The organism is Aquitalea magnusonii, assembly GCF_003202035.1.
In the GTDB taxonomy this organism is placed as follows: domain Bacteria; phylum Pseudomonadota; class Gammaproteobacteria; order Burkholderiales; family Chromobacteriaceae; genus Aquitalea; species Aquitalea magnusonii.
Genome location: NZ_QJKC01000030.1, coordinates 1 through 12,757, shown reverse-complemented (window position 1 = coordinate 12,757; position 12,757 = coordinate 1). Strand labels below are relative to the sequence as shown.

9 protein-coding genes are annotated in these 12,757 nt (G+C 62.7%); 3 read left to right on the top strand and 6 right to left on the bottom strand.

Features of this window, described 5'->3' with window-relative positions:
• Window positions 1-3: 3 nt before the first annotated feature.
• Window positions 4-753, bottom strand: coding sequence for an MgtC/SapB family protein (locus DFR38_RS19655; protein ID WP_110313832.1), 750 nt, complete (start codon window positions 751-753; stop codon window positions 4-6).
• 78 nt (window positions 754-831) lie between these two features.
• Window positions 832-1,617, bottom strand: a complete 786-nt coding sequence (locus tag DFR38_RS19650; protein ID WP_110313831.1) for a class I SAM-dependent methyltransferase — start codon at window positions 1,615-1,617, stop codon at window positions 832-834.
• Window positions 1,618-1,726: 109 nt separating this feature from the next.
• Between DFR38_RS19650 and DFR38_RS19645 the strand changes: the two genes are divergently transcribed.
• On the top strand, window positions 1,727-4,030 hold the full coding sequence (locus DFR38_RS19645) for a DNA internalization-related competence protein ComEC/Rec2 (RefSeq protein ID WP_110313836.1): 2,304 nt from the start codon (window positions 1,727-1,729) through the stop codon (window positions 4,028-4,030).
• On the opposite strand, the gene DFR38_RS19640 is transcribed toward DFR38_RS19645, so the two are convergent.
• The 4 genes from DFR38_RS19640 to DFR38_RS19625 form a co-directional block, all read right to left on the bottom strand.
• Window positions 4,027-4,920: an ATP-binding response regulator gene (locus DFR38_RS19640; protein ID WP_110313830.1), complete on the bottom strand. Its 894-nt coding sequence runs from the start codon at window positions 4,918-4,920 to the stop codon at window positions 4,027-4,029. The two genes, DFR38_RS19645 and DFR38_RS19640, sit on opposite strands and share 4 nt — an antisense overlap.
• Window positions 4,895-7,513 carry a sensor histidine kinase gene (locus DFR38_RS19635; RefSeq protein ID WP_059287063.1) on the bottom strand — a complete coding sequence of 873 codons (2,619 nt, stop codon included), beginning with the start codon at window positions 7,511-7,513 and terminating at the stop codon, window positions 4,895-4,897. Before DFR38_RS19635 ends, DFR38_RS19640 begins: the two co-directional genes overlap by 26 nt.
• 14 nt (window positions 7,514-7,527) lie before the next feature.
• Window positions 7,528-8,301, bottom strand: a complete 774-nt coding sequence (locus tag DFR38_RS19630; protein ID WP_082693634.1) for a ParA family protein — start codon at window positions 8,299-8,301, stop codon at window positions 7,528-7,530.
• Window positions 8,302-8,415: 114 nt separating this feature from the next.
• Window positions 8,416-8,898: a surface-adhesin E family protein gene (locus tag DFR38_RS19625; RefSeq protein WP_059287064.1), complete on the bottom strand. Its 483-nt coding sequence runs from the start codon at window positions 8,896-8,898 to the stop codon at window positions 8,416-8,418.
• A 405-nt stretch (window positions 8,899-9,303) separates the two neighbouring features.
• Between DFR38_RS19625 and recQ the strand changes: the two genes are divergently transcribed.
• Window positions 9,304-11,097, top strand: coding sequence for a DNA helicase RecQ (recQ, locus tag DFR38_RS19620; RefSeq protein ID WP_059287065.1), 1,794 nt, complete (start codon window positions 9,304-9,306; stop codon window positions 11,095-11,097).
• 73 nt (window positions 11,098-11,170) lie between these two features.
• Window positions 11,171-12,388 carry a bifunctional glutamate N-acetyltransferase/amino-acid acetyltransferase ArgJ gene (gene argJ / locus DFR38_RS19615; RefSeq protein ID WP_059287066.1) on the top strand — a complete coding sequence of 406 codons (1,218 nt, stop codon included), beginning with the start codon at window positions 11,171-11,173 and terminating at the stop codon, window positions 12,386-12,388.
• The last annotated feature ends 369 nt before the right edge of the window (window positions 12,389-12,757 follow it).

The window sequence follows — 12,757 nt, the reverse complement described above, 5'->3', positions numbered from 1 at the left end:
GGCTCAGTTGCGCGCCGGCTGCACGCTGAAGGTTTCGATATGTTCCAGCTGGATGATTTCGCGCGACAGGTCGACCACATTGATCAGATGATGCTTGTTCAGTGCCGACACCAGAAAATTCCACTCGGTGGCATCCTTGCCCACTTTCAGCGCAATGCTTTCCTCATGCACGATGACACCGAGTGCGCGCAAGTCTGTGCATAACTGCTGCACCGTCCAGTGGTGCCCCTGTTTGGCCACCAGTGTGACAAACAGGCTGAAGCGTCGCGGCAGGCGGTCTTCCATCCAGTTCAGCACCCGCATGCACAGGATGCACAGCAGGGTGACGGCGATGGCGGACAGATAAAAGCCCACACCCACCAGAATGCCGATCACCGAGGACATCCACACCGAGGCGGCCGAGGTCAGGCCGCTGATGGACATGCCTTCCTTCATGATCATGCCGGCACCCAGAAAGCCCACCCCGGTCAGCACCCCTTGGGCCACGCGGGTCATGTCGCCATGCATGATGTCGGCGTGGACACCGCCATACCAGAAACCCGAATAGCCGATCATGCTGATGACGCCGGTGGCCGCCATCGACACCAGGCCATAGGTACGCATGCCGGCAGCGCGGCCATTCGACCAGCGTTCATAGCCCACCAGGCAGCCCAGCAGCAGGCCACCCAGCAGATTGCAGGTAATCAGCAGGTTGACTTCCCATTTCTGGGCCGACCAGTACTGGTCTAGCAGTTGGGCAAAGCTCAGGCTCATGGAGGACTTTCTCGTTGGGATCAGGGTGTGGCACAGCAAGGCTAGGCCTGGTCGGCCAGACAGGCAAGCACCTTGTGCTTACTGGCTGTCCTGTGGGCGCAGCGCCTTGATGATGTAGAGGTCGAAGCGGGTGGATTTGCCATCCAGTACCGCCGAAGGCTTGATGCCTTCAATCGGCGCCCCCAGCCGTGGCCGTTTCACCACCACCCGCACGCTGGCGGCGGTGATGGCGGCTTCCAGCAGGCGGGCGCTGTCCATATCATCGCCAATTACCTGCTGGAAGGCCTGCATGTCTTTCTTGGCAGCCGCGCTTTTCTTGTCGGTGTCCGGGAACATGGGGTCGACAAAGACTACCTCGGGGCGCTGTTCCGGTGGCAACTGCCGCAGCCAGTCTGCCGAGTTGGCATGCACCAGCTGCATGCGCGCGGCAATGGCGGCGGTATCGGCCGCGCGTGCCGCCCGTTCCAAGGCATCAAACAGCAAGGCTGCCGCCACCGGTGAGCGCTCCACCATGGTGACCTGGCAGCCCAGGCTGGCCAGCACGAAGCTGTCGCGCCCCAGGCCCGCCGTGGCATCCACCACATGCGGCAGCTCTTTTGCCCCTTTCAGTCCCACCGCCTTGGCCACCGGCTGGCCACGACCGCCGCCCTGTTCGCGACGATGGCGCGCAGCGCCTTCGACAAATTCGGCATACACGGCACCGTGTTTGCCGGTGGTGACCAGTTCCAGCCGTTCGGCACCCAGCTCCAGCCAGTAGCCTTCTGTAGGGCGGTGGCTGAGCAAGGGCAGGGCAAAGCGGCTGGCCAGCACTTCGGCATAGTCGCGGCGTGCGCTTTCGGCGCAGAACAGGGGGGTGACGGTCATGGGGCTTCCTTGAATGACTGCCGGCACGATACGGGATGCGCCGCACGGCGGCAAGCAGCCTGTCCGGGCCGCCATTGCCAGCCACCGCGGCAGGCGGCATAACAGCCGCATGCTGAAACTTGCCTTGTTTGTGTGCGGCGTGGTGTGCTGCGCCTTTCTGCCACAGCTGCCTTCCTTGTGGAACCTGGGCGGTCTGTGCCTGCTGGCATGGCTGCTGATGTGGCTGGCCAGTCCGCGCCCGGCCATGCTGGCGGCCTTTCTGCTGGGGCTGGGCTATGCCGATGCGCGGGCGCAATGGCGGCTGGCGCAGGAGTTGCCGCCCACGCAGTGGCAGCGCCCTGTGTTGCTGGAGGGCGTGGTGCGCGGGCTGCCCACTCCGGGGGAGTATGGTGTGCGCATGCTGTTCGAGGTGGAGCGGGTGCTGACTGAGGGCGCCCGTCTGCCAGCGCGGGTGCAATTGACGGTGTTTGCCCGCAAGGGTGAGGCGGTCATGGCTGCACCATGGCATGCCGGCCAACGCTGGCAGCTGACGGCGCGCTTCCGCCCACGCCAGTCCACCGCCAATCCCTTCGGTTTTGATGCCGAGCAGTGGCTATGGTCGGAAGGCGTGCTGGCCAGTGGCACGGTCCAGCCCGGTGCCCGGCTGTTGGGCGAGGCGCAGGATGCCACTGCCTGGGTGGACCGGCTGCGCGAGCGGCTGGTGTTGCGTATCGAGGCGGTGCTGGGGCGCAGCCGGGCTGCCGGACTGGTGGCCGGCCTCACGGTGGGGGCGCAGCAGCGCATTGCCCGTGCCGAGTGGCAAAGCCTGGCCCGAACCGGGCTGACCCACCTGGTGTCGATCTCCGGCCTGCATATCACCATGGTGGCCGGCATGGTCGCCGCCATCGTGGCCGTCCTGCTGCGCCGCTGGCCCGTGACGGCCTGCCCTCCACGCTTGCTCATCGTCGGCAGCGGCGTCCTGGCGGCCGCCGGTTATGCGGTGCTGGCGGGTTTTTCGGTGCCCACCCAGCGCACCCTGTACATGCTGGGCTGCATGGCGCTGATGCTGCTGTGGCGGCGGCGCTGGTCCGGCCTGCATATGTGGTGGCTGGCGCTGGTGCTGGTGTTGCTGATCGACCCCTTTGCCGTACTGGCACCCGGACTGTGGCTGTCTTTCGGGCTGGTGGCGGCGCTGATGCTGTCGTCGGCTGGGCGCCGCCGTCCTGCCGGCAAGGCGCGCCAGCTGCTGCTGGGGCAATGGGCCGCTACCGTGGCTTCCTTGTTGCCCTTGCTCAGCCTGTTTGGTCAGTTTCCGCTGGTGTCCCCACTGGCCAATGCCGTGGCCATTCCCTTTGTCTCGGTCTTGCTCACGCCGCTGGCGCTGCTGGCGGTGGCCTTGCCATGGGAGTGGCCCTTGCTGCTGAGCGGCTGGCTGGCCGAGTGGTTTTACCGTGGCGTCGACTGGCTGGCGCAATGGCCAATGCTGCAAGTGGCCGCCGCGCCATGGCCGCTGTTGTTGCTGGGCGGGATCGGCAGCCTGTACCTGCTGGCGCCCGCCGGCATGCCCGGTCGCTGGCTGGGGGCCAGCCTGCTGTTGCCGGCCTTGTGTTATCAGCCACCGCCACCGGCGGCCGGGGAGTTCCGCGTTGTGGTGCTGGATGTGGGGCAGGGCTTGTCGGTGCTGATCCAGACCCGGCAGCATGCCCTGCTGTTTGATACCGGGGCGGCCGAGGGCGGGCGCTGGGTGTTGCCGCAATTGCAGGGGCTGGGCATACGGCAACTGGATACCCTGCTGCTGTCGCATAACGACAAGGACCATGATGCGGCTGCGGCCGACATCGTAGCGGCCTTGCCGGTGCGACGCATTCTGGTCGGACAGCAGGCCACGCTGGAGCAATACGGCTTGTCCGGCCAGCTGTGCCAGCGCGGTCAGAGCTGGGCCTGGGATGGTATCCGCTTTGATGTGCTATGGCCGCCGGTGGCGGAAGTGCTGGCCGATGACAACAGCCATAGCTGCGTATTGCGGGTGGCGGGCCAGCGCCATGCACTGATGCTGACCGGCGATGCGCCGCGTGCCGTGGAGGAGCGGCTGGTGGCGGATTATGGCCAGCAATTGCGTAGTAGCGTGCTGGTGGCCGGGCATCATGGCAGCCGCACTTCCACGGCACCGCTCTGGCTGGAAACGCTGCAGCCGCAAGTGTCGGTACTGAGTGCCGGATTTCTCAACCGCTACCGTCACCCGCATCCGCTGGTGCTGGCATCGCTGCAGCAGCAGGGCCGGGTGTTGCGTACCGATGCCGATGGCCTGCTCAGCCTCACCCTGGGGGCGGAGCTGCATTATGACTGTTATCGCCGGCTGGCCGCGCGCTACTGGCGCAGTGCCGGGCCTTGTGCCCGGGATGAGGTGCCGCAGGCCACCGACTCGTCCGGCTAGCCCTGGCGCTGGATGCGGGCCACCACGCAGTTACCCTTGCCCTGGTATTCCACCTGGTCAAACGACAGCTTGCGGGCAATCAGGATGCCGCGTCCGTGGCTGGCCATCAGCGAAGCGGCCGGGCAGTCTTCATATTGCTGCCAGTCAAAGCCTTCACCCATGTCCTGGATGGTGAAGCTGAAACCGTCGGGTTCGCGCAGAAAACGGATGCTGACTTCGCGCTGGCCCAGTATCGGGTCACGCTGGCGGCGCTCCAGCTCGCTTTCCCAGTCGCCGTCGGCCTGCAGCCGGGTCTTTTCTTCGTAGCTGATGCCGAGGTTGCCGTGCTCCACCGCGTTGACCATCAGCTCGAACAGGCCAGTGGCGACTTTTTCCGGTTGCGGGCAGGTGCGGGCCAGCAAGGCGGTGACGGTCTGGGCTTCCTTCAGTGTGCGCAGGCGGAATTCTGCCTGCTGCAATTGCGCCAGTGCGTCCAGATGTTGCTTGGCCAGTTCGCGAAAGGCCTGGTGGCGGTCCCAGTGGCTGTGGGCTGCCTTGACCACGGCCAGCAGCATGTCGCGCGAGAAGGGTTTGGTCAGGTAGTAGAAGGCACCGGCCTCCATGCCTTCCTGCACGCTGGCCGGCGAATTGATGGCGGTCTGCATGATGACCGGCAGGAAATTCAGCTCGGGGGTGTTCTTGATGCGCTTGAGCACATCAAAGCCGTTGAGGCCGGGCATCATCTTGTCGAGCAGCACGGTGGACAGGCTGCTGCCTTGCCGCTGGAGGATATCCCAGGCCTGTTCGCCGCTTTCGGCACACACGGTTTCGTAGCCGGCTGCCTCCAGCAGCTCGGTCATCAGTTCCAGATTGAAGGGCTCGTCGTCAACGAGTAAAAGTCGATGTGACATGGTTGCTTCCTTCGCCAGCCGCGCTGGCGTCGTGCCTGCGGGGGAATACAGCGGTAAAGGCGGCACCGCGCGGGCTGAGGTTTTCGGCAAAGATGATGCCGTGGTGCGCCTGGAGAATTTCGCGGCAGATGGCCAGGCCCAGGCCGGTGCCGCCGGCGCCGGTCTTGGTGGAGCTGCTCTGGATGAATTTGTCGAAGATGGTTTCGACCTCGTCCACCGGAATGCCGGGGCCGCTGTCTTCGACACAGATGAGGATTTCTTCCTGCTGCTGGCTATTGAGCTGCAAGCGGGCAGTGATGCGGATCACTTCGCCGGCCGGGCTGAACTTGATGGCATTGGACAGCAGATTGCGGATCACCTGGCCGAGGCGGAAGGGGTCGATGTCGGCGGTCAGTTTTTCCGGTGTGCAGTACAGATAGAGCTTGATGTTGTGATTGCTGGCCAGCGGGGTCATTTCATCGCAGGCTTCGCGCAGGCAGTGGGCCAGATCGAAATGACCGAAGTGGTAGTCCATCTTGCCCACTTCCATCTTGGCCAGGTCCAGCAGGTCGTTGAGCAATTGCAGCAGGCGGTTGCCGCTGCTGTGGATGCGCTGGAAGTATTGTTCCAGTTTGTCGTCCTGCAGCTGTCTGGCGCGGGCTTCGCCGATTTCGGTAAAGCCGAGGATCGCATGCATCGGCGTGCGCAGCTCATGCGACATATTGGCCAGGAATTCGGTCTTGGCGCGGCTGTTTTCCTCGGCCAGGGTCTTGGCCTGGCGCAGGGCGTCTTCCATTTCGCGCTGGGCGGAGAAGTCCTGGTACAGCCAGATGGTGCCCAGCTTGGGCACCGAGGGATTGACCGCGCGGCCAAACATGCGGCACCAGATCAGCTTGCCGCTGCCGGTGCGCAGCTTGACTTCGGACTGCACCACCTTGCCGTCGTTCAGCAGGTTGTACAGCGCGCGCCCGGTGCGTTCCCATTGTTCCTGGCTCTCGAAATAGGGCAGGGTGGTCTGGCCGATGACTTCGTCTTCCTCGCGTTCGAACAGGTCGAGAAAGGCGCCGTTGACCCGGCGCAGGTGGCGGTCAACGATATAGGCCATGGCCATGGGGCTGGCTTCCAGCAGTGCCGCCAGCTGCCGGCTCTGCACCTCCACCTGTTCGGCCAGGCTGTTTTTCAGCCGGATCAGCGCGGCTTCCTGTTCCTTGCGCAGGCTGATGTCGCGGCATACCGCCACATAGAAGGAGTCGTCCGGCGCTTCCACCCGGCTGAGCGACAGTTCGACCGGCATCTGGCTGTTGTCGCTGCGCAGCAGGTGGGCCTCGAAGGTACGGCCTTCCCGGGCGGCGGCAATCGATTCGAAGCTGATGCTGGGGCTCAGGCTGTACAGCTCGGTGAGCAGGGAGCCGACCGGCAGGTGTTCGATGGATTCGGCACTCTGGCCGATCAGCTTGGCGGCCGCCGGATTGACATGGGTAATCAGGCCGCTGCGGTTGATCAGGATGATGGCATCGGAGCTGGCTTGCAGGATGGCGCGCTGGCGCGCCTCGCTTTCCGCCAGTGCCTGTTCCGAACTGGCGCGGTCGTTGATCTGTTCGCGCAGGGTGCGGTTGTTCAGCTCCAGTTGGTGATGCTGGCGGCGCAGCAGGGTGCGCAGGCCCTGATTGTTGCTGATCTGGCGTTGCTGCAGGATCAGCAGCAGGAGCATGACCAGCGCCGAGGTGGCGAGAATGCCATAACCCTGTGCGCTGAGCGCCGGCTGGTTGTCTTCCAGTGGATAAGCACCAAACAGCAGGTCGTAGCCGCCAATGCTGCGACGGGTGGTCAGCAGCGGATTGCCGGATGGCAGTGCCTGCAGCGGATGCGAGTCGAGGCTGGGCTGGTCTGGCGCTTCCTGGTTCCAGGCGACCAGCCGCACATGCTGCAAGGGGTTGGGCTGGTCGGGATTGCTCTGGCTGCTTTGCAGCAGCAGGTCGCTGCGCAGGTTCACCAGCAAGAGGTGGCCGTCGTCGTTGAGGTTGGCCATGATGTCCAGCCGGGGCGGCGCGCCGGGAACCAGGGTGTTGAACATCAGCATGGGCTGGTTGCGATTGCGTGCCTGGTCCATCTTGCGGCGCGCATTGTCGAGGCTGCCCAGATCCATGCCTTGCGGCAGGGCATTGCCATCGTCCGGCAGATAGCTTTCCACCGGGTAGTACATGGGCTGTTGCGGGCTGGTGACCAGATGGCGGTCTTTCAGCATGCGGATGCTGTTGGCAATGGCCGCTTCGAATTCTGCACGCTGGTTCGGCTCGATGCGGCGCACGATGCCGATGCCGCCAAACCGGCTTTCTTCCTTCAGTACCGTGGGCGCCAGCTCGCCCAGATTGGGCGGCGTGCCGGTGCTGTGGCGCTGGCGAATCAGGCTTTGCGCCAGCAGGTCGGTCCGGTCGAGCATTTCCTGCAGCCGGGTGGCCAGGAGTTCGGTGCCCAGTTCGCCCCAGTGCTGCAGCTTTTCCTGTTCGCGCACGCGGTCGTTATCCAGCAACAGCGCGTATTCCGCGCAGAGCAGGATAATGGTCAGTAGCGCTCCCAGCAGCAGGGAAGTGAAGCGACTCAGGCCGGTCGACATGGTGTCCCGCCGGCTCAGGCCAGCTTGTCGTAGAGCGCGGCGAATTCGAGGGCCAGCTTGTGCTTGGGATCCAGATAGATCATCGGGCGTGCCACATCGTGCGATTCGCGGATCTTGACCGAGGCGGACAAGGGCGGATCCAGCACCGGCAGGCCTTCGGCCCGTAGCTCGGCCACCAGTCGTACCGGCAGGCTGGCGCGCGGCTGGAACTGGTTGACCACGATGCCCTCCACCTGCAGCGCCGGATTGTGATCAGCACGGATCTCCTCGACGCTGGCCATCAGGTTGTACAGCGCCTGGCGCGAGAAGGCATCGCAGTCAAACGGAATCAGGCAGCGGTCGGCGGCGATCAGCGCCGAGCGGGTAAAGAAATTCAGCGCCGGCGGGGTATCGATCCAGATTTCATCAAAGTCGGTGGCGACCTGGTCCAGCGCTTCTTTCAGCTTGAACATCTTGTAGCGGCTTTCCAGCTTCACCATCAGCTCGCTCAGCTCCGGGTGCGAGGCCAGCAGCTGCAGCGCATCAAACGGCGTATCGCTGACAAAATCCTGCAAATCCTTGCTGTACATGCTGATATTGAGCATCTGGCCAAAAAAGCCGGCCGCCGACTTGTCCGTCGCAGGCTGGATGGCGCCGCTCAGGTACTGGCTGGCATTGCCCTGGGCATCCAGATCGATCAGCAATACCTTCTTGCCACGGCGGGCGGCAACCGCCGCCAGGTTGGCGGTAATGGTGGATTTGCCTACTCCACCTTTCTGATTGAACACCACACGACGGATGGCGTGCATGGGATCTCCCTCTGGCAATGCCGGTGAACGCGCTGACAATTCAATGACGGTGATTTTTCCGCCAGCCGGCCCGTGGCAGGCTGGGCGGTGCTTCCCGGTTTGGCTCCGAATATATCAGAAGCCGGCCAAGCCTTTGCATACGTATTGCATCTGCTGGAAGCTGGCAGAGTTTTGTGTCACCGGCATGGCCTTTATCTGGCTGTCATTGTAAGTGTAGCTGGCAATCTGGCGGCCATTTTCATCAAACAGCACCATGCCGGTCAGCCGGAAAGTACGCGCCGAGCAGTCGATCAGCCAGCTGTTGATGGAGACCTTGTGGCGCGGGGTGGACAGGAAATTTTCCTTGCGCAGATTGAAAATGGTCTTGCGGTCGCGAAAGGTGACCACTGCGCCTTGCTGCTTGATCGACAGCTTGTCCAGCTCGTTCAGGATATTGCCGTTGGGCGATACGCCCAGGTTTTCCCAGTCGGCATTCGCCTGGGGCAGGACAGGGCCGGGGCCCGGACGGGGCTTGGTCGGACTGGTCTGGGGCGGCAGGGTGGTGCAGGCGGCCAGCAGGCTGCCACAGGCTGCCAGGGCGAGCAGACGATAAAACATGCTTGATCTCCGGTTTGATGTGCACAGTTTCGCATAGGCCGCCCTCATGGGGAAATCGCGCGGGCCATGCGCGGGCACGTTACCGTGTGATAGAGGTTTGGTGATTGCCTGAGGTTCAGTGGCCAGGGGAAATGGTGCGTGCTGCGCACTGTTTTTTACCAATGCAGCCAGCTTGCAGCGGCGGTGGCTAGGAACTTTCCCGCTGGCAGCATGGTCTTTCATGCACGAGAGCATTTTCCTCTTCGTTTCACATTGTCTCCATCCAACTTGTTGCCGCCCCTTCCCGGGCGGCTTTTTTTTGCAGCCCGCCGCTTTGCCGTACAATAGGCAGCTTCCCATGACTTCGACAGGTTGCTGCCATTTGTCGCGCTGGTGTTGCCAGCCGGATCTGGACTCTTTATCCGCATGCAGGACGCACTCTCCCTACTTGGCAATATCTTTGGCTACCCGGCGTTTCGTGGGCAACAGGCGGAGATCGTCAACCATATCGTCGAAGGCGGCCACGCACTGGTGCTGATGCCTACCGGCGGCGGCAAAAGCCTGTGCTACCAGATACCTGCCCTGTTGCGGCCGGGCATCGCCATCGTGGTGTCGCCGCTGATCGCGCTGATGCAGGACCAGGTGGCCGCCCTGACCGAAGTGGGCGTCGCCGCAGCCTGCCTTAATTCCGCCACCTCGCCCGAAGATGCGCGCGCCATCGCCATGCAGGCGCGGGCCGGTACGCTCGATCTGCTCTATGTCGCGCCCGAGCGTCTGCTGACACCCCGTTTTCTCGATTTTTTGGCGCAGCTGGACATTGCGCTGTTTGCCATCGACGAAGCGCATTGCGTCAGCCAGTGGGGACACGATTTCCGCCCGGAATATCAACAGCTGGGCCTGCTGGCCGAACATTACCCACAGGTGCCGCGCATCGCGCTCACTGCCACGGCCGATCCGCAAACCCGCGAAGACATCCTGCATTACATCAAGCTGGGCGATGCCCGGGTGTTCCTGTCCAGCTTTGACCGTCCCAACCTGTTTTATCAGGTGGTGGAAAAGCACAATGCCAAAAAGCAGCTGCTGGACTTCATCAATAATGAATATCCCGGTGCTTCCGGCATCGTTTATTGCCTGTCGCGCAAACGGGTGGAAGAAACTGCCGAGTGGCTCAGCCAGAACGGCATTCCCGCACTGCCTTACCATGCCGGCCTCAGCCATGAGGTACGCGAGCGCCATCAGCGCGAGTTTCTGCGTGAAGAAGGCATTGTCATGGCGGCCACCGTGGCCTTCGGCATGGGCATCGACAAGCCGGATGTGCGCTTTGTCGCCCACATTGATCTGCCCAAGAGTCCGGAAAACTTCTATCAGGAGTCCGGCCGCGCCGGGCGCGATGGCCTGCCGGCTTCCAGCTGGTTGTGCTATGGCCTCAACGACATGGTGCAGCTCAACCAGATGATTCAGGGCTCGGACATGGCCGAGCTGCAAAAGCAGGTGGAACTGTCCAAACTGGATGCCATGCTGGCCTTCTGCGAAACCGCCAGTTGCCGCCGCCAGCAAATCCTCAGTCACTTTGGTGAGGCCAGCCAGCCCTGCGGTCATTGCGATAACTGCCTGAACCCGCCCATCACCTTTGATGCCACCGTGCCGGTGCAAAAACTGCTGTCCTGCATCTATAGAGTAGAGCAGCGCTTTGCCGCCAATCACGTGGTGGACGTACTGCTGGGGCGTAGCAACCAGTCAGTCACCAGTTTCGGTCATGACAAGCTGTCCACCTTCGGCATCGGCCGTGATTACAACCAGCGCGCCTGGCGTTCGCTGATCCGCCAGCTGGTGGCGCGCAAGATCCTGCAAGTAGACATTGCCCGCGGCCAGTCGCTGGTGTTGACCGACGCCTGCCGGCCCTTGCTCAAGGGGCAGGAAAAAATCTACCTGCGCCCACTGGCCGACGACAGCAAGGCACGCAGTGTCAATACCGACCGCTGGCTGCGTACCGAACGTGAAGAGCGGCTGTGGCAGGCGCTGCGCCGTTGGCGGCGGCAGATGGCCGATGAGCACAATGTGCCGGCCTATGCCGTCTTTTCTGATCGCACCCTGCGCGATATCGTCGAGCGCCGCCCGCAAAACCTGCGCGAACTGGGAAAAGTCCATGGCCTGGGCGAGCTGAAGCTGGCGCGCTACGGTAGTGCGTTGCAACAAATCCTCGATAGCCAGCAGGAATGATTCCGTTACAATCGAGCCACACAACACGCAAGCAACAGGCACGTGTCAGCGTGCAGGCATTGGAGAACTCATCATGGCAGTCAATCTGACCCCGGTTAGCGCCGACAAGCTGGCCATCATCGATGGCATCGAACTGAATGTGGCCGAAGCCGGCATCAAAAAGGCCAATCGCAAGGATGTGCTGGTCATCCGCATCGACAAGGGCAATACCGTTGCCGGCGTTTTCACCCAGAACCGCTTCTGTGCCGCCCCGGTACAGATCAGCAAAAAACACCTGGATGCCGGCGTGCAGATCCGCGCGCTGGTGGTGAATACAGGCAATGCCAACGCCGGCACCGGTGAAGATGGCCGCCAACGTGCGCTGTCGGTCTGCCAGGCACTGGCGGGCGAGCTGGATTGCGCCGTCGAGCAAATCCTGCCGTTCTCCACCGGCGTCATTCTGGAGCCGCTGCCGGCCGACAAGATCATCCAGGCGCTGCCGACCCGCCGCACGGCCAATTGGGCCGAAGCTGCCGAAGCCATCATGACCACCGACACCGCGCCCAAGGCCACCAGCCGCACGCTGGAAATCGACGGCGCCAAAGTCAGCATTACCGGCATCGCCAAGGGCGCCGGCATGATTCATCCCAATATGGCTACCATGCTGGGCTTTGTTGCCACCGACGCGCAGGTCACCCGCCCGGTGCTGGAACAACTGGTCAAGGAAGTGGCCGACCTGTCCTTTAACTGCATCTCGGTCGATGGTGACACCTCCACCAATGACAGCTTCATTCTGGTGTCCACCGGCAAAAGCGCCGCCCCGCGTATCGACTCGGTCAACCATCCGGCTTACGCCATCCTCAAGGCCGCGCTGGTGGATGCAGCCACCGAGCTGGCCCAGGCCATCATTCGCGATGGCGAAGGTGCCACCAAGTTCATCAGCGTCAAGGTCGAAGGTGGCCGTTCGGTAGCCGAGTGCAAGGACGTCGCCTACGCCATCGCCCGCTCGCCGCTGGTCAAGACCGCCTTCTTCGCTTCCGACCCGAACCTGGGCCGTCTGCTGTGCGCCATCGGCTACGCCGGTGTCAGCGATCTGGATGTCGATCGCCTCTCCTTGTATCTGGATGATGTACTGGTTGCCTGCAATGGCGGTCGTAACCCGGAATACAAGGAAGAAGATGGCCAGCGCGTGATGAGCCAGAGCGAAATCACCGTGCGCGTAGTATTGGGGCGCGGCGCAGCACAGGCTACCGTCTGGACCTGCGACTTCTCTTATGATTATGTGAAAATCAACGCCGACTACCGTAGCTGATATAGCTATAGAGTAGCTCTTGGTACAAAAAGCCCGGCCCAGCCGGGCTTTTTGCTGCCTGTGTGGCGGATGAGGCCGGCTTTTTGCGCCAGATCGCCCGGTTTTCATGGCGGGCGCAGGCTGTTGTCCGTCCGCTGCGCTGTACTTGCAGCAAAGCCGTAATAAAACCCCCACGGCATAGTTGCTTGTTGCTCAGTTACTTAGCGCGTAATTGGCCGGTGTTTGGCCAGAATCTGCACTTTTCTTCGCACAAAGTGTTGACGAGGGTGGGGCAGGGCGGTATAGTTCGCCTCCTCAGCAGACAACGCAGCGACGGAAACGAAACGCAGCGACCTGCACCGCTCTTTAAAAAACAGAATAACCGATAGG

Coding starts and splice junctions, on each gene's coding strand:
- DFR38_RS19655 (WP_110313832.1), bottom strand. CDS start 753: ATGAGCCTGAGCTTTGCCCAACTGCTAGACCAGTACTGGTCGGCCCAG.
- DFR38_RS19650 (WP_110313831.1), bottom strand. CDS start 1,617: ATGACCGTCACCCCCCTGTTCTGCGCCGAAAGCGCACGCCGCGACTAT.
- DFR38_RS19645 (WP_110313836.1), top strand. CDS start 1,727: ATGCTGAAACTTGCCTTGTTTGTGTGCGGCGTGGTGTGCTGCGCCTTT.
- DFR38_RS19640 (WP_110313830.1), bottom strand. CDS start 4,920: ATGTCACATCGACTTTTACTCGTTGACGACGAGCCCTTCAATCTGGAA.
- DFR38_RS19635 (WP_059287063.1), bottom strand. CDS start 7,513: ATGTCGACCGGCCTGAGTCGCTTCACTTCCCTGCTGCTGGGAGCGCTA.
- DFR38_RS19630 (WP_082693634.1), bottom strand. CDS start 8,301: ATGCACGCCATCCGTCGTGTGGTGTTCAATCAGAAAGGTGGAGTAGGC.
- DFR38_RS19625 (WP_059287064.1), bottom strand. CDS start 8,898: ATGTTTTATCGTCTGCTCGCCCTGGCAGCCTGTGGCAGCCTGCTGGCC.
- recQ (WP_059287065.1), top strand. CDS start 9,304: ATGCAGGACGCACTCTCCCTACTTGGCAATATCTTTGGCTACCCGGCG.
- argJ (WP_059287066.1), top strand. CDS start 11,171: ATGGCAGTCAATCTGACCCCGGTTAGCGCCGACAAGCTGGCCATCATC.